We start from the raw sequence: 15,951 nt of genomic DNA, 5'->3' as shown, positions 1-15,951 counted from the left end.
ATGACTAAAACAATTTTATTTATTTCACCTACTGGAACAATGGATAATGGCGCCGAAATTTCAATTTTTAATTTAATGAAATTTTTAGTTAGTAAAGGCTTTCGAGTCTTAAACGTTTTCCCTGATTATCGTGTACCAGTTCAAAAAAATTATTTGGAGCAGATGAAGAAAGCTGGAATTCAAGCTATTGGTATTCCAGCAGTTAAGTGGTGGTGGGAAGAAGCTCCAGGTGGATTACCTGGGACATATTATCAGCGAGTAAAAAGTTACGAGGATAATATTAAAAGAATTCGAGAGATTTTGAATCAGAATAAAGTTGATTTAGTTATTAGTAACACAGCTAATGTCTTCCAGGGAGCTTTAGCTGCAGCTGAAGAAAATATTCGTCATTTTTGGTTAATTCATGAATTCCCTGAGGGAGAATTTGGTTATTATAAAGAAAAACTTGAATTTATTGAATATTATTCTGATCAAATTTTTGCTGTGTCTGGTTCTTTGCAAAAGGAATTATCACAATTATTAACTGATAAGAATATTTTAAGTTTTATACCATACTCTGAAATAAGTGGTACAAATTTAAAAACCTCTAATTCTCATAGGATTATTCAGATTGGAAGAATAACTGAGAATAAAAATCAGTTGGAATTAATCAAAGCTTATCACAATTTAAATATTTCAAATATTCCATTGATATTTATTGGTGCAGAAGATGAAGAATATGCAAAAAGATGTAAAGATTATGTAAAAAATAATGGCATTCAAAATGTTCATTTCATAGGTTTTCTTGATAAACCTTGGGAATTTTTAACAGATAAAGATATATGTGTATTTACATCAAAAATAGAAACGTTTGGAATGGTATATATTGAAGCACTAATAAATAACATTCCAACAATTGTATCGAATAACAAGGGATATAGATCTGTTAAAGACCTCTTTATACAAGGAGAAATGTACTGCTTGGGTGATATACCTGATTTATCAAGACATATCTTAAATTTATTGACAAATTTTTCTATGAAGAAAAATGAAATGGTACAAAATAAAGAAAAAATAACAGCAATATATAATTTAGAAAATGCTTATAAGTGTATATTGAAACATGTAAATGAGGATGTAGAGATTAATGTAAAGGAAAAAGATAAATTTTTAAATATTAAGGGTGTAAAATCATCTAAAATTGATGTATTTAAAAATTTCTTAAAAAATTATTTGTATTAAAAAAGTTATAGAATGATTGCAGACAATTACTGTCACTACAAATGGTTATACAAGCTTTCTTTAAAATGGTATAATTGAACAGACTGTAAATTATTAGAAAGGGAATCATATGCAACACGTTTTTATTATCGGAAGTCGTGGTCTTCCGGCTCAATATGGCGGTTTTGAGACTTTTGTAGACCAGTTGGTTTCGCATCAAGTGTCTCCAGATATCCAGTACCATGTTGCCTGCCTTTCTAATGATCAAGCTTATTATCATTTTGACTACAAGGGTGTGGATTGTTTTACCATTAAAGCCCCTAAGCTTGGACCTGCGCGTGTCATCGCCTATGATATGATGGCCATCAACTATGCCTTGAAGGTCATTAAGAAACAAGGAATTAAAAAACCTATTTTTTATGTCTTGGGCAATACAATTGGAGCCTTTGTAGCACCTTTTGCGCGTAAGATTCATAAGATGGGTGGGATATTCTATATCAATCCGGATGGACTGGAGTGGAAGCGGGCAAAGTGGGCTAAATTGATTCAAGTCTATCTCAAGTATTCTGAAAAAATCATGACACGCCACGCTGACTTGGTAATTTCAGACAACCCAGGTATTGAGTCCTATATCAAGGAAGCCTATCCTTGGTCCAAGACGACCTATATTGCCTACGGAACGGATTTATCTCCGACCAGCTTGACCAGTCAGGATAGGAAGGTCAGAGAATTCTATCAGAAATGGCAGACACAGGAGAAGAACTATTACTTGATCTTGGGTCGCTTTGTCCCAGAAAATAATTACGAGACCGCCATTCGTGAATTTATGACCTCTTCAAGCAAGCGGGATTTGGTGATCATTTGTAATCATGAAGGCAATCCCTATTTTGAAGAGCTTCGAGCTCGAACGGGCTTTGATCAGGATCCACGTGTAAAATTTGTAGGAACGGTCTATGATCAAGACCTCTTGAAGTATATTCGTAAAGAAGCCTTTGCTTATATTCATGGTCATGAAGTGGGCGGAACCAATCCTGGTCTCCTAGAGGCTCTTGCTCAGACGGACCTCAATTTGGTTCTAGGAGTCTCTTTTAACCAAACGGTCGCAAAGGATACAGCCCAATATTGGACCAAAGAAACTGGGAATTTGGCGCATTTGATCGACCATGTCGATCCTTTAGAAGATGTATCTGAATGGGGTCAACGTGCCAAGGTCAATATGAAGCAAAACTTTACCTGGGAAAAAATTGTAGGTGAATACGAGGAATTATTCTTATCATGAAAGTAAATATCTTGTTGTCCACCTATAATGGTGAACAGTATCTAAAAGAGCAGGTCAAAAGTATCCAAGATCAGACTTATCAAGACTGGCACCTCTTGATCCGAGATGATGGGTCAACCGACGGTACGGTAGAGATTATTCAAGAGTTGGTGGCCCAGGATGAGCGCATTCGCTTTATCAATCAAGGAACTATCGAAAATCTTGGTGTTATCAAGAGCTTCCAGGCCCTCTTGAAATATGAAAAAGCAGATCTTTATTGCTTCAGTGACCAAGATGATGTCTGGCTTCCTGAAAAGATTGCTCTTCAAGTAGCAGAAGTGGCCAAGCACCCTCAAGAAGTGCCTTTGTTGGTCTACACAGATTTAAAAGTGGTCGATGAAAACTTGAACGTGCAACATGAGAGTATGATTCGCACCCAGTCTGATCATGCCAATACAGAATTGATTCAAGAGCTGACGGAAAATACAGTAACTGGTGGGGTAGCCATGATTAACCACGCGTTGGCTGACTTATGGACAGGCCAAGAAAAACATGCGCTTCTCATGCATGATTGGTATTTAGCCTTGCTGGCAGCTACTTTTGGAAAGCTCATCTATATCGATCAGCCGACAGAATTGTACCGGCAGCACAGTAGCAATGTTCTGGGTGCTCGAACCCTTAGGAAACGGGTTAAAAACTGGGTTCGCCCTCATATTCTGTTTGCTAAGTATTGGAAGCTCATTGAATCCAGTCAAGAACAAGCAAAAAATTTATTGGATCTGCCAGTCAGCCCCCAAAATAAAGAAATTATTGAAAACTTTGTGACCATTATGGACGTTCCCCTAAAAGAACGTCTGAGACGGATTCGTCAGTATGGTTATCGCAAGAACAGGGCTTTTCACACGTGTGTGTTCACGACCTTGATTTTAACAAAGTTTGCATTTAGAGGTGGAAAATAATGTTTGATGTTTTTAGTCAGAAAAATCGAATTTTATTACGAGAATTAATCAAAACAGACTTTAAATTACGCTATCAAGGCTCAGCTATTGGCTACCTTTGGTCAATACTGAAACCCTTGATGATGTTTAGTATCATGTATGTGGTATTTGTTCGATTCTTAAGATTTGATGATGGAACTCCGCACTACGCAGTTGGATTGCTTTTGTCGATGATTTTTTGGAGCTTTTTTACAGAAGCGACAAATATGGGGATGTTGTCTATTGTTTCAAGAGGCGATTTGTTGAGAAAGTTGAATTTTCCAAAACAGACTATTGTTGTTTCATCGGTACTAGGAGCAGCTATCAACTTCTCGATTAATTTATTAGTTGTGTTCACTTTCGCCTTGATTAATAATGTCTCATTTGGGATTCATACTCTTGTTATCATTCCTTTATTTATTGAGATTTTGTTTCTTTCCTTAGGCTTTGCTTTTATCCTATCGGCTCTATTTGTTAAATACCGTGATATAGGTCCAGTTTGGGAAGTAGTGCTACAGGCTGGAATGTATGCGAGTCCAATTATTTATTCAATTACATATTTATTACAACGAAATCATACTGATGTTGCAAAACTATTGATGATGAACCCAATTGCACAAATTTTGCAAGATATGCGTCACTATATTATTGATCCAGTCAATCCTCGTGGCTGGGACTTGTTTGATAATAAGTTAATTGCATGTATTCCATATTGTATTCCAATAGTTGTATTTATTATTGGAGTTATTGTATTTAACAGAAATTCTAAACGATTTGCGGAGATTTTATAATGTCAAGTAATATTGCAGTTAAAGTTGACCATGTCAGCAAATACTTTAAGTTACCAACTGAATCGACTCAAAGTTTACGAACAACTTTAGTAAACCGATTTAGGGGGATTAAGGGTTACAAAAAACAAGAAGTTTTACGTGACATTTCTTTTGAAGTTAAAAAAGGAGATTTCTATGGTATTGTAGGACGAAATGGTTCTGGAAAATCTACTCTATTAAAAATTATTTCTGAAATTTATGTGCCAGAAAAAGGCACAGTCACTATCGATGGGAAACTGGTGTCCTTTATTGAGCTTGGAGTGGGCTTTAATCCAGAACTGACAGGTCGGGAAAATGTCTATATGAATGGAGCCATGCTGGGCTTCTCAACAACTGAGATTGATGCCATGTATGATGACATTGTAGACTTTGCCGAGTTGCATGAATTCATGAACCAGAAACTCAAGAACTACTCATCAGGGATGCAGGTTCGTTTAGCCTTTTCGGTTGCCATTAAGGCTCAAGGGGATATCTTGATTTTGGATGAGGTTCTAGCGGTTGGAGACGAGGCTTTTCAACGTAAGTGTAATGATTACTTTATGGAACGCAAAAAATCAGGTAAGACGACAATTCTTGTTACCCATGATATGAATGCTGTAAAAAAATATTGTAATAAGGCTGTTTTAATTGAAAATGGGTTAGTTAAAGTAGTTGGAAATCCTGATGATGTTGCAAATCAATATAGTTATGATAATGCAGCAAATCAAAAAGTTTCAAATGATGATGTTACAATTGAGGATGCAGCTGTAAGCAATTTAAATATAAAATTGCTTTCGAATAAAATGTCAAGTCCTGAAGATCCCATTGAGTTTGAGGTGTCATATGATGTTAATCAGGACATAAAAACTTACATAGCTTTCTCGCTAACTGAAATTGATCGCGGTCTTTGGGTATATAATGATAATTCTTTAGATTTATTAACTGATGGAAAAGGGAGGAAGAGTTTCCGCTATTCTTGTAGTTTATCAAGCTTGAATGATATCAAATTAAAACTTCAAGTTTCAGTAAGAGATAGTTCGAATACAATGCTTGCATTTGCAAAGGGAGATAATTCACCTATAATTTTATTAAATCGAACAGATATTTTAGATGATGATTTGTCAGCGAAAGATTCTGCTACCGGATTATTGCAAAGGAATGGGAAATGGGAGACGATGTAGATGAATAGAATTCTACTTTATGTTCACTACAATAAGTCTGATGATTTAAGTAGTCATGTTTTATATCAATTGGAAAAACTTTCCCCACTTTTTTCGCGTATTCTATTGATATCGAATAGTTGCTTATCAACTGAACATTTAAAATCCCTACGAAAAATTGGCATTAATGAAGTTGTTCAACGAGAGAATATTGGGTATGATTTTGCTGCCTGGCGAGATGGTATGAATTATATAGGATTTAATTCCTTGGTAGATTATGATTCGGTTACCTTGATGAACGATACATGTATTGGTCCCTTGTGGGATTTAAAAGAGTATTTCGAAAAATTTGAAAAACAAGTAGATATTGATTTTTGGGGAATGACTAATTTTAGAAAAACAAAGTATTTTAAGGAACATCTTCAGAGTTATTTTGTTTCTTATTCCCGTCAAGTTGTGTCGTCAAAAGTTTTTCAAAAGTTTTGGACAAGTATTAGGGATTATGAAAATATAAGAAGTGTGATTGATCGTTACGAGACAAGATTTACTGGTATTCTAACTAAATCTGGATTTAAATACGGTGTGGTTTTTAATACTATAAATGAAGATGCAGGTAATCTAATTCACCCTGATTTTTCTTATTATAGACCCGAAGAAATTCTTAATCAACAAGTACCATTTATAAAAGTTAAGGTATTTCAAGTTAATTCTGAACAGACTAATTACATAAAGAGTCAAATCAACAATTTAACTGATTTTCCTATGTCGGTTTTAAATGAACAATTGATTTCAAATGTATATTGTATAACTGATGCGACGGTAGAAAATAAAGATTTTATTTCCAGAATAAAAAAGTTAGTTAGGAGAATATTTAGAAAATAAGATGCTTAACTTTATTAAAAACCAATACATTAAATTATGCTTATTCTTAGCGAGCTTTATTTTATTGTTAATTGTCAATTTTAATTATTTTCTACCTTTCAATTCCACTCATTCAATTTTATATTTTTCGTATTCTCATTATGCTCCCTTACTCTTTTTTATAAGTATTAGTTTTATATCCGTTGTCCTTTCGAAAATTTGGTCAAGATACTTTTTTATTAAGAGTGCTATTATATACTTATTATACTTATTAGGGTCGTATATTATTGAATGTAGTAGAAATGTAAATGTTTTAAAATATAATATTTTTTCTTTTAAAGCGAATGACTTTTTTCAAGTTAATTTTCTCCTATTTCTTTTCTCTATATTTTTAATTGCATTTATTTATCATTATGTAATCTCAATTTATTGCCCTATTTTTGAGAATAGGCTTATTAAAATTTCTGAGTACAAGGAATATTACTCAATATTATTCCACAGCTTCATGTTAATAGGTTTTTGTCTAACTGATTCAAAAATTTATAAAATATTACCGGAAACTAGTTATTTAAGAGATTTATTTACAGACGGTCTGATTAAAAACCAGTTTTCATATTTAATGGAATTAGATAAATTTATTATTCTTTTAATTATCATACTTTTTCCTTTTGTTTTTTGTAGTATTATTGGTATTGATCAATTATACAGAAATAGACCTAAATTCGGTGCTGCCTTAGTCTGTAGTTCTTTTTTTGCTATCACCTTTAATTATACGATTCAAAATAGTATTAGAACAGATGTTACTATTTTAGGTAGAAATTTATTTCCTGGTGCAACCGCCTTTCAAATACTTGTATTTTTTGCATTATTTTTACTTATTTATTGTTTATTTAATGAGTTTTTATTAAGTACTCTATTAAGTGTATTTTTAATCATTGGTATATCAATAGCTAGCTATTTTAAGTTTCAATATAGGCAAGAGCCTATTTTGCCAAGTGATTTAAGTTGGTTGATGCATCCAGGTATTATGTTCGATTCGCTTGGGCCTCAATCGTATTTTTATGTGTTTTTAATAGTTGCAGTATTTTTGGGTTTGTACTTGTCTTGTAGAATAATATTACTTTATGGGAGAGTATTGGAAAATTATTATCTAAGAGGAATTGTAATAATTTCTATCTTTTCCTTCTTCATTGGTATTTATAGTGTTTTTAAACAGAGAAGAGATGGTAAGGTTGATGACAGTATACCTGTAATTGGTATTTTAAACAATCAACATGATATTTCTTGGTTTGGAAATACAACGAATGCTCAAATTAAATCATTATCATATGTTTGGTTTTCTCATTTAACATCAGAAGTTATGATAAAACCAAAAGACTATAGTAAAAGTTCTATTCAAAAAATTGAAGAAAAATATAAAAAAGTTGCGGGTGATATAAATCTAACCAGAAAAGAGAATATAAACGAACAAACAGTCATTTATGTATTAAGTGAAAGTTTTTCTGATCCTTCGCGTATTGAGGATGTGAAAGTATCATCTAATCCAATTCCTAAAATCCAAGAAATAAAAAAACGTACGACAAGTGGTTTAATGAAATCGGATGGCTATGGAGGTGGAACTGCTAATATGGAGTTTCAAACCTTAACTGGTTTACCTATGTATAACTTATCTCCTTCCATTTCTATATTATATACACAAGTTGCTCCAGTCATGAATTACTTTCCTTCAATAAGTAATTCTTTCAATTCTAATAATCGGATTGTCATACATATAGCTAGTCCTAGTAATTATTCGCGTAATATTATTTATGGAAACCTTGACTTTGCTAAATTTATTCATTATGGTAATAAAGGGAAAGAGGGTTACAATATTGGTGGGAATTATAGTGATGAGTCCACTTACCAATTAGTACTAAAAAATATGAATAAAGATAGTCAATTCTTTTCAGTAATGACGATGCAAAATCATACACCATGGAATGAACCTAATCCAATTGATATGAACGCATCTTATCCAGGATTTTCTGATAATGCAAATAAGCAATTATCTGCATACATCAGAATGTTATATCATACTGACAATGCCACCCAAGACTTCCTAGAAAAGTTAGCCAAAATTGATAAAAAGATAACAGTCGTCTTTTATGGTGATCATTTGCCTGGTTTGTATCCGGAATCTGCATTTAAAAATAATCCAGAAGGTCAGTACCAAACGGATTACTTTATTTGGAGTAATTTTGAGACTCCTAAATTAGACTATCCTTTAGTCAATTCAAGTGATTTCTCTGCTATGGTCTTTGAACAGACCAACTCTAAAGTCTCACCTTACTATGCTCTCTTGACGGAAGTTTTGAAGAAAGCAAGTGTTGACAAAAAAGCTTTAGAAGGAGAAGCGAGAGAGATTGCTGAAGATTTGAAGATGGTGGAATATGATTTGATCAGTGGTAAAGGCTATCTATCCAAAGATTTCTTCGAGGTACCATCGGCGAAAAATTAATGGAAAGAGACCAGCTTTCATCAATCTGTCATTCAGTGATTTGATCACTAAAATTATTAAAAATAGAACAGGCTTTCCTGTTCTATTTTTGTTGATTTTATGCTAAACTAGTAGAAGGGGGTTCCGCATATGATTAAGATTTTTGGGAAAATCCGATACCATTGGCAGCCTGATTTATCCATGCTAATTACCTATTGGTCTTTATCGGTTATACCCGTCTTTATTGGACTAGCTCTGATGTATGAGAGTTCCAGTATCCCGACGGTGGTACTCTTTTCATTCTTTCTCTTTATGGCCTTGCTGGCTGTAGGAGTGCATCGCTATTTTACCATATACGATGATGGGTTTTTACGGATTATCACGGCAAATCCATTAACTCCTATAAAAGTTCCGATTTCATCGATTGAAAAAGTGGAAGTTACAAAGAATTCCATCAAGTTGATTTTCAACGATGGATCAAGAAGTCGGACCTTCTGTATGCGTAAGTGGCCCAAAAAATACTTTATCAATGCCTTAGCCTTAAATGATCATTTTAAGGGTGAGATTGAGTTGACAGATAACTTTATCCATGTGGACTATTATCAACTCTACTATGCAGATAATGAAAAAAGCTCTTAATCTTTGATAAGAGCTCGGGTTGGACAATTTTTAACCGCTTCTTGGATAGCAGCATCGGTAGGAAATTCCTTTTCCAATCGTTCATCCTCAGAGGCGAACTTAACGATGCCATTATCGTGATAGTCAAAAATGTCCGAATATGTTTGGCAAAGGCCACATGCGATACAACGTTCAGGTATTAATGTTATTTTCATATCTATATTGTAATGATTTTAACAGGAAAACACAAGGAGGAAGTTATGCCGAAAGAGCCATGGGAAGAAGAGATTTATGATGATGGAGAAGAAACATTGAAACGAACAAACAAATTGAATGGAATAAAAGCTGATCGCTTGTTAACCATCTTGGCGATTATTTTCTTTATAATTATTGTAGCGATGGTCTGCTTCTTAGTTTACCTTTCTACAGGTGGAAGCGATAAGAAGAAACAAATGAGCGGTTTCTACAATGGTGAAACAACAGTCGTTTCATCTAGTAGTGCAGCTCCTGTAGCAAAAAGTTCAGAAGCTTCAAGTGATGATGAGTCAGGAGAAGAGACTATCACAGTTCTTGCTGGTGAAGGAGAGGCAGCGATTGCGGCACGTGCTGGAATTTCGATCGCCCAATTGGAGCAATTGAATCCATCTCACATGTCTACTGGTTCCTGGTATGCGAATCCAGGTGATGTGGTCAAAATTCGATAAAGGATAGACTATGAAACAAATTCAAATCGCAATTGATGGTCCTGCATCCAGTGGGAAATCAACTGTTGCTAAGATTATTGCTAAAAATTTAGGCTACACTTATCTCGATACAGGTGCCATGTATCGTGCAGCGACCTATTTAGCTCTTCGTCATGATCTGACTGAAGCAGATGTTGACCAGTTGGTTGATTTGCTGAACCAATATCCTGTGAGTTTTGGTCGGTCTGAAGACGGGCAGCAATTAGTCTTCGTGGCTGATGTCGATGTGACCCATCCAATTCGTGACAATGAAGTGACCAATAATGTTTCTTGGGTATCTGCCTTAGCTCCAGTCCGTGAGCGCTTGGTAGCTCAGCAACAACAGATTGCTGCTCAAGGTGGTATCGTTATGGACGGTCGTGATATTGGGACGGTTGTCTTACCAAATGCAGAATTGAAGATTTTCCTAGTGGCTTCTGTAGAAGAACGTGCAGAGCGTCGCTATAAGGAAAATTTGAGCAAGGGTATTGAAACAGATTTAGAAGTATTGAAAAAAGAAATTGCAGAGCGGGACTACAAAGACAGTCACCGAGAGGTTTCGCCTTTAAAACCAGCAGCAGATGCCATTAATTTTGATACGACTGGTGTCGAGATTGATCAAGTGGTTGCATTTATTGAAGAAAAAGCAAAAAAAATCCTTGACAATCCATCATAAACTTGATATCATATAAAAGTTGAGAAAAGCAGAAGTGAGAACTTCTCGCCTTGCGACTAACGTTGTCTGGCCCCTACGGATCAAGTTTCAGAAATGAAATATAATCATGTAGTGCGGGTTTGCGTTAGCAAGTCCGCTCTTGTTTTTCTCTAAAATAAAAAAAGAGGTGAAAACCATAGCAAAGCAAGACTTATTCATCAATGATGAAATTCGTGTACGTGAAGTTCGCTTAATCGGTCTTGAGGGCGAACAATTGGGTATCAAACCACTTGGTGAAGCGCAAGCACTTGCGGACGACGCTAATGTGGACTTGGTTCTCATTCAACCTCAAGCTAAACCTCCTGTTGCGAAAATTATGGACTACGGTAAGTTCAAATTTGAGTACCAGAAGAAACAAAAAGAACAACGCAAGAAACAAAGCGTTGTGACCGTGAAAGAAGTTCGTTTGAGCCCAGTTATTGACAAGGGTGATTTCGATACAAAACTTCGCAATGCTCGCAAGTTCCTTGAAAAAGGGAACAAAGTGAAGGTTTCCATTCGCTTTAAGGGTCGTATGATCACCCATAAAGAGATTGGGGCAAAAGTTTTAGCCGACTTCGCTGAAGCAACTCAAGATATTGCTATCATCGAACAACGTGCTAAAATGGATGGTCGTCAAATGTTCATGCAGTTGGCACCAGCAACTGACAAGAAATAATCTGTCAGAAAGTTAAAAAAAGGAGAAAATATCATGCCAAAACAAAAAACACACCGCGCATCAGCTAAACGTTTCAAACGTACAGGTTCTGGTGGACTTAAACGTTTCCGTGCTTACACTTCTCACCGTTTCCACGGAAAAACTAAGAAACAACGTCGTCATCTTCGTAAAGCATCTATGGTGCATTCAGGAGATTTCAAACGTATCAAAGCAATGCTTACTCGCTTGAAATAATCGCGTATTTGTAAGTAAAGAATTCTAGGAAATATTGGAGGAAATATAAATGGCACGTGTTAAAGGTGGCGTTGTATCACGCAAACGTCGTAAACGTATTCTTAAATTAGCTAAAGGTTACTATGGAGCTAAACACATCTTGTTCCGTACTGCAAAAGAACAAGTAATGAACTCTTACTACTATGCATACCGTGACCGTCGTCAAAAGAAACGTGACTTCCGCAAATTGTGGATCACACGTATCAATGCGGCAGCTCGTATGAACGGACTTTCATACTCACAATTGATGCATGGTTTGAAATTGGCTGAGATCGAAGTTAACCGTAAAATGCTTGCTGACTTGGCTGTTAACGATGCAGCGGCTTTCACAGCTCTTGCAGATGCAGCTAAAGCAAAACTTGGTAAATAATTAATAAAGAGATCCGCATGGATCTCTTTTTCTTTGAGTGAAGGAATCGGCTGTGACAGTGTCATCTTTTTTTCTTGCTGATTTCGTGCTATAATGAAAAAAATTAGAAGGTTTTTGAAGGAGGACAAGACTGTGGGACATAAACGATTAGCTTGGGATGAGTATTTTGCGGCACAGGCTTTGTTAATATCGAATCGGGCAACCTGTAAGCGGGCCAAGGTGGGTGCTGTATTGGTCAAGGATCATAAGGTGGTTGCGACGGGCTACAATGGCTCTGTCTCTGGTACAGAACATTGCTTGGATCATGACTGTCTCATGGTGGAAGGGCATTGTGTCCGGACCCTCCATGCAGAGGTCAATGCGATTTTACAGGGAGCGGAACGGGGGATTCCCAAAGGTTTCACAGCCTATGTGACCCATTTCCCTTGCCTCAATTGTACCAAGCAGCTACTTCAAGTTGGTTGCAAGCGGGTTGTTTATATCCATCAATACCGCATCGATGAGTATGCCGAGTATCTCTACCGTGAAAAAGAAGTAGAGCTAGTCCATCTTCCATTGGAAGTGGTTAAAGAAGCTATTGCAGAGGCAGACTTTATTTAAGAATGGCTTGTTGTCTCACTAGCTACAATTAAAAAGAAAGCTCGTTTTTGAGTTCACGCTTCACTGATTCGTCTAGAGGAAGGAGATTGTGATGAACCGTAAAATTTGCTACCTCATTCTCTTACTAGTCCAGGTTCTTGGAGCTCTTTTTCAAGTATTTATGATCTTATCCGGAGAGCCTGGAAATGGAGAGAATCCCCCTATCATCTGGTTGTCAATCCTTCAGATTCTTTTATGGCTACTTATTCAAGTCTTTCTCACAGTAAAAATCTGGAAAGACCAGGGGAAGCAGGAAGGGCTTCTTATATATGCTCTCTTCCTAGTTCTCAGCATCTTTTGGCCACAAGAGGTTCCTATTGCTTTGTTTGGTACGGAGGTTGTGATGAGACTTTCTCAACTTCCAACCTTAGCCATTGTCCTGATAATGATCAATAAGGTGGAGTGGCCTCGTCTTCGTTCTTTGGTTGGTCAGGAAGGAACCTGGTATCCAATCGTTCCGTTGGTTTCCTTTGGGATTAGTATCTTACAATTGGTAGATCGGATTCCTGTTGTCTTACGCTTGTGGACTATATTGGATCATTCAAAATCTGACTTTTACTGGAGATTGTTTGAAGGAGTGGACCAAGAAGTCCTGCTAGTCATCTTGTTGTCCAGTTTCTTTGTCATTAAGAGTCAGAAGGTTCTATTTGTGCTCAGTTGCCTTTATGCTTGTTACTATCTTCCTTCTGTTTTGATAGATCTCCTCGTTTTAAAGACGACTTCACCCATTCCTTTTTACCATTCTGTTATTTCTCTTTACCTGGTATATAGACAGAAGGAAAGTTTGCAGAAGCTCTTTGGGGCTCGGTCAAGCGCCCTTTCGGACCAAGAAGGTGCTGCATGTGGAGATGAAGAAGAGGCAGCTGAGCAGTTAGAAAGTCAAAGAGGTTCGGATGAAGTGAGCTCCGGAAATAAGGAATCTTCTTCCTTATTATCCGATTTACTTTCTTACCCAAAACGATATGGCTATCCTAATGTATTCGTCTTGATGAAAGAAAAATTAGTCATCGCTCCTCTTGTTATGTTATTTGGGAACCAATCGAGTGATAGAAGTGAAAGAGTCGTAACAAAGGGCTTAGTGGCTTGGCAGGAAAGGCCTACAGTGGATGTGACAGTTGAGCAAGACAACAATAGCCAGCAGTCACTTGAGACATCTAGAGAGCCCCTTAACAGGAACTTAAGCAAGGAAGAAAATGCATCGTCTCCTTATTCCTATCTCTTTGCTCTTCCAAAATGGCTCGGTCTTACTTATTATGGCTTGGGCTTCGTCGGACTCATCTTGACCGGCACTTTTGCCTTCATGATTTTTTATGCAACGAGTATCCATTTGATCCTATTCACCATCGGCTTTGTCTCAACCCAGTTCGCTTTGGCGATAGATTCTCGACTACTTTGGGCATCAGCATGTATTTTCAACGGTCTATCAGCTGTTTATGGCTTGCTGTGGCCACTACAGGTCCTCTCTTTCTGTTTAGCCATCGATGTCCTACTGGGTGCTTTCTTTTGGGTGAAACGACCAAAGGATACTAAGGAAAATAGTTTTTGACAAGAAAAAAGGCTCTATCATTGTGATAGAGTCTTTATTTGTTATTTCACTTCGCCACCTTCAACAACGAGGTCATCTGCTTTTGCAGCATCGCCGTAGGTTGGGTGAAGAGTTTTTTCGTAAGCTTTGTGGAAGAAGTTCTCTTTTCCAAGCTTTTGAATGTCATCGTTAATGAAATCGAGGAGTTCTTTGTTTCCTTTTTGAACCGCTGGTGCAATAGTATCTGGATTACCAAGTGAAGTAATTCCAACTTCGTATCCTTTGTTTTCAAGGGCCCAAGCAAGGACTTCTGTGTTGTCTGTTGAGAAGGCATCGCCACGTCCATCTAGGAGAGCTTGATAGGCATCGCTGTATTGGTCATATTTTTGAAGTTTTACTTCTGGATGGTTCTTTTCAAAGTAGGTTTCAGCAGTAGTTCCCTTGGTTACGATCAAGGTTTTTCCTTCCAATTGTTTCACATCTGTGATGACCTTATCTTTAGGAGACACCACACCGAGTGAAACCTTCATGTAAGGAAGGGCAAAGTCTACTTGTTTCTTACGCTCATCTGTTACGGTGAAGTTGGCTAATGTGATATCCACTTTATTGGAGATCAAGTATTCCGCACGGTTAGCTGCATCCACTGATACATATTTCGGTTTGACACCAAGGTCTTTAGCTAATTGGTTTCCTAGTTCGATATCGTAACCTTGGTAGGATCCATCATTATCAACATAACCAAAAGGTTTTTTGTCTCCAAAGACTGCGATACGAAGCTCGCCACTTTTCTTGATTTCTTCAATGGTACGTGCTTTAGAGCCGGTAGAAGAAGATGATGACTTGCTAGAGCCACATGCAGTGATAAAGAGCAAAGCGAGAGCGAAGGTAAAAAGAACTAAAATTGGTTTAATGAATTTCATAAAAATCTCCTTTATAGATATGAGCCAAATTGGCTAAAGTCAAATACATTTAAAAATTCTTGTGCTCGTTGGGTTTGTGGGTTGGTAAAGAAGGAGTGAGCACTTCCTTCTTCGGCAATTTTGCCCTGATCCAAGAAAATGATCCGATCGGCAATGGCTTGTGCGAACTGTAACTCGTGGGTCACCAGAATCATGGTCCGTCCTTCTTGGGCCAGGTCGTTGATGAGTTCTAGGACTTCCCGGACCATCTCAGGGTCTAGAGAGGCTGTCACTTCATCGAAGAGGATAATTTCTGGATGCATGAGGAGGGAGCGGACGATGGCTACCCGTTGCTTCTGTCCACCAGACAATTGCCTTGCGTAGCTATGTTTCTTCTCCAAGAGACCGACCCGTTCCAGTAACTCTTCTGCTTCCTTGATGACTTCCTCTTTAGCTCGTCCTTGAGCTTTTGTAGGACCAAGAATCAAGTTTTGGAGGACGTCTAAATGGGGGAAGAGTTCATAACTTTGGAAGACCATCCCAATCTTTTGGCGGACCAGATGGAAGTCTTTTTGGTTTTTGGTTATGGATTGACCATCCAATAGGATATCGCCAGCTTGGATAGTTTCTAAGCCATTGATACAACGAAGGAGGGTACTCTTACCACAACCAGAAGGCCCCAAGACCACCACGACCTCCCCTTTTTGAACCTTGAGCGAAAGGCCTTGGAGGATAGGAGTGTCTCCAAAGGATTTTTTTAGGTCTTTGATTTCTAAAATGGTTTCAGACAT

General features: G+C 37.1%; 18 protein-coding genes and 1 other annotated feature. Of the genes, 15 read left to right on the top strand and 3 right to left on the bottom strand.

Annotated features, from left to right (window positions below):
* The 8 genes from FJR71_RS03475 (at position 1) to FJR71_RS03440 (ending at position 9,380) form a co-directional block, all read left to right on the top strand.
* Positions 1–1,221: a glycosyltransferase family 4 protein gene (locus FJR71_RS03475; protein WP_140814104.1), complete on the top strand. Its 1,221-nt coding sequence runs from the start codon at positions 1–3 to the stop codon at positions 1,219–1,221.
* A 109-nt stretch (positions 1,222–1,330) separates the two neighbouring features.
* A complete protein-coding gene (cps2T, locus tag FJR71_RS03470; protein WP_140814103.1) occupies positions 1,331–2,479 on the top strand; it encodes a beta 1-4 rhamnosyltransferase Cps2T in 1,149 nt (382 codons plus the stop codon).
* Positions 2,476–3,417, top strand: coding sequence for a glycosyltransferase family 2 protein (locus FJR71_RS03465; RefSeq protein ID WP_140814102.1), 942 nt, complete (start codon positions 2,476–2,478; stop codon positions 3,415–3,417). The genes cps2T and FJR71_RS03465 overlap by 4 nt, the downstream gene beginning before the upstream one ends.
* A complete protein-coding gene (locus FJR71_RS03460; RefSeq protein ID WP_003006678.1) occupies positions 3,417–4,226 on the top strand; it encodes an ABC transporter permease in 810 nt (269 codons plus the stop codon). Before FJR71_RS03465 ends, FJR71_RS03460 begins: the two co-directional genes overlap by 1 nt.
* A complete protein-coding gene (locus tag FJR71_RS03455) occupies positions 4,226–5,425 on the top strand; it encodes an ATP-binding cassette domain-containing protein (protein ID WP_140814101.1) in 1,200 nt (399 codons plus the stop codon). The genes FJR71_RS03460 and FJR71_RS03455 overlap by 1 nt, the downstream gene beginning before the upstream one ends.
* On the top strand, positions 5,426–6,286 hold the full coding sequence (locus FJR71_RS03450; protein WP_023023650.1) for a rhamnan synthesis F family protein: 861 nt from the start codon (positions 5,426–5,428) through the stop codon (positions 6,284–6,286).
* Between the two features lies 1 nt (position 6,287).
* On the top strand, positions 6,288–8,762 hold the full coding sequence (locus FJR71_RS03445; protein ID WP_140814100.1) for an LTA synthase family protein: 2,475 nt from the start codon (positions 6,288–6,290) through the stop codon (positions 8,760–8,762).
* 129 nt (positions 8,763–8,891) lie between these two features.
* Positions 8,892–9,380 carry an EbsA family protein gene (locus FJR71_RS03440; RefSeq protein WP_048688043.1) on the top strand — a complete coding sequence of 163 codons (489 nt, stop codon included), beginning with the start codon at positions 8,892–8,894 and terminating at the stop codon, positions 9,378–9,380.
* Here the strand turns inward: FJR71_RS03440 and FJR71_RS03435 are convergent.
* Positions 9,377–9,574, bottom strand: coding sequence for a ferredoxin (locus tag FJR71_RS03435; protein ID WP_048688046.1), 198 nt, complete (start codon positions 9,572–9,574; stop codon positions 9,377–9,379). The two genes, FJR71_RS03440 and FJR71_RS03435, sit on opposite strands and share 4 nt — an antisense overlap.
* A 45-nt stretch (positions 9,575–9,619) precedes the next feature.
* On the opposite strand from FJR71_RS03435, the gene FJR71_RS03430 reads away from it, so the two are divergent.
* The 7 genes from FJR71_RS03430 to FJR71_RS03400 all read left to right on the top strand — a co-directional run bounded on the left by FJR71_RS03430 (position 9,620) and on the right by FJR71_RS03400 (position 14,282).
* A complete protein-coding gene (locus FJR71_RS03430) occupies positions 9,620–10,063 on the top strand; it encodes an SAG1386/EF1546 family surface-associated protein (protein WP_048688049.1) in 444 nt (147 codons plus the stop codon).
* Positions 10,064–10,073: 10 nt separating this feature from the next.
* A complete protein-coding gene (cmk, locus tag FJR71_RS03425) occupies positions 10,074–10,757 on the top strand; it encodes a (d)CMP kinase (RefSeq protein ID WP_048688051.1) in 684 nt (227 codons plus the stop codon).
* A 20-nt stretch (positions 10,758–10,777) separates the two neighbouring features.
* Positions 10,778–10,908: a sequence feature (ribosomal protein L20 leader region), on the top strand.
* Positions 10,909–10,923: 15 nt separating this feature from the next.
* Positions 10,924–11,454 (top strand): translation initiation factor IF-3, encoded by a 531-nt coding sequence (gene infC / locus FJR71_RS03420; RefSeq protein WP_006597373.1) that lies wholly within the window; start codon positions 10,924–10,926, stop codon positions 11,452–11,454.
* Between the two features lie 33 nt (positions 11,455–11,487).
* On the top strand, positions 11,488–11,688 hold the full coding sequence (gene rpmI / locus FJR71_RS03415) for a 50S ribosomal protein L35 (RefSeq protein WP_001125942.1): 201 nt from the start codon (positions 11,488–11,490) through the stop codon (positions 11,686–11,688).
* Positions 11,689–11,737: 49 nt separating this feature from the next.
* Entirely contained in the window at positions 11,738–12,097 is a 360-nt protein-coding gene (rplT, locus tag FJR71_RS03410; RefSeq protein WP_000124834.1) for a 50S ribosomal protein L20, read from the top strand.
* A gap of 132 nt (positions 12,098–12,229) precedes the next feature.
* Complete coding sequence (locus tag FJR71_RS03405) at positions 12,230–12,697, top strand: deoxycytidylate deaminase (protein ID WP_023023644.1); 468 nt, start codon at positions 12,230–12,232, stop codon at positions 12,695–12,697.
* Positions 12,698–12,788: 91 nt separating this feature from the next.
* Complete coding sequence (locus FJR71_RS03400; RefSeq protein ID WP_140814099.1) at positions 12,789–14,282, top strand: hypothetical protein; 1,494 nt, start codon at positions 12,789–12,791, stop codon at positions 14,280–14,282.
* A gap of 41 nt (positions 14,283–14,323) precedes the next feature.
* Here the strand turns inward: FJR71_RS03400 and FJR71_RS03395 are convergent, their stop codons facing one another.
* Together FJR71_RS03395 and FJR71_RS03390 are read right to left on the bottom strand one after the other, a co-directional pair.
* Complete coding sequence (locus FJR71_RS03395; RefSeq protein ID WP_048716914.1) at positions 14,324–15,181, bottom strand: cysteine ABC transporter substrate-binding protein; 858 nt, start codon at positions 15,179–15,181, stop codon at positions 14,324–14,326.
* 11 nt (positions 15,182–15,192) lie between these two features.
* A complete protein-coding gene (locus FJR71_RS03390) occupies positions 15,193–15,951 on the bottom strand; it encodes an amino acid ABC transporter ATP-binding protein (RefSeq protein ID WP_048688064.1) in 759 nt (252 codons plus the stop codon).

This window comes from Streptococcus xiaochunlingii, assembly GCF_006385805.1.
Lineage (GTDB): Bacteria > Bacillota > Bacilli > Lactobacillales > Streptococcaceae > Streptococcus > Streptococcus xiaochunlingii.
The sequence above is the reverse complement of the archived record's forward strand: the minus strand, read 5'-3'. Positions and strand labels throughout refer to the sequence as shown.

Bases quoted from the DNA above. Each gene is read 5' to 3' on its own strand.
- cmk (WP_048688051.1), top strand. From the start codon at position 10,074: ATGAAACAAATTCAAATCGCAATTGATGGTCCTGCATCCAGTGGGAAA.
- FJR71_RS03440 (WP_048688043.1), top strand. From the start codon at position 8,892: ATGATTAAGATTTTTGGGAAAATCCGATACCATTGGCAGCCTGATTTA.
- rplT (WP_000124834.1), top strand. From the start codon at position 11,738: ATGGCACGTGTTAAAGGTGGCGTTGTATCACGCAAACGTCGTAAACGT.
- FJR71_RS03450 (WP_023023650.1), top strand. From the start codon at position 5,426: ATGAATAGAATTCTACTTTATGTTCACTACAATAAGTCTGATGATTTA.
- FJR71_RS03460 (WP_003006678.1), top strand. From the start codon at position 3,417: ATGTTTGATGTTTTTAGTCAGAAAAATCGAATTTTATTACGAGAATTA.
- FJR71_RS03435 (WP_048688046.1), bottom strand. From the start codon at position 9,574: ATGAAAATAACATTAATACCTGAACGTTGTATCGCATGTGGCCTTTGC.
- FJR71_RS03475 (WP_140814104.1), top strand. From the start codon at position 1: ATGACTAAAACAATTTTATTTATTTCACCTACTGGAACAATGGATAAT.
- FJR71_RS03400 (WP_140814099.1), top strand. From the start codon at position 12,789: ATGAACCGTAAAATTTGCTACCTCATTCTCTTACTAGTCCAGGTTCTT.
- FJR71_RS03465 (WP_140814102.1), top strand. From the start codon at position 2,476: ATGAAAGTAAATATCTTGTTGTCCACCTATAATGGTGAACAGTATCTA.
- FJR71_RS03445 (WP_140814100.1), top strand. From the start codon at position 6,288: ATGCTTAACTTTATTAAAAACCAATACATTAAATTATGCTTATTCTTA.
- FJR71_RS03430 (WP_048688049.1), top strand. From the start codon at position 9,620: ATGCCGAAAGAGCCATGGGAAGAAGAGATTTATGATGATGGAGAAGAA.
- FJR71_RS03390 (WP_048688064.1), bottom strand. From the start codon at position 15,951: ATGTCTGAAACCATTTTAGAAATCAAAGACCTAAAAAAATCCTTTGGA.
- FJR71_RS03395 (WP_048716914.1), bottom strand. From the start codon at position 15,181: ATGAAATTCATTAAACCAATTTTAGTTCTTTTTACCTTCGCTCTCGCT.
- rpmI (WP_001125942.1), top strand. From the start codon at position 11,488: ATGCCAAAACAAAAAACACACCGCGCATCAGCTAAACGTTTCAAACGT.
- cps2T (WP_140814103.1), top strand. From the start codon at position 1,331: ATGCAACACGTTTTTATTATCGGAAGTCGTGGTCTTCCGGCTCAATAT.
- FJR71_RS03455 (WP_140814101.1), top strand. From the start codon at position 4,226: ATGTCAAGTAATATTGCAGTTAAAGTTGACCATGTCAGCAAATACTTT.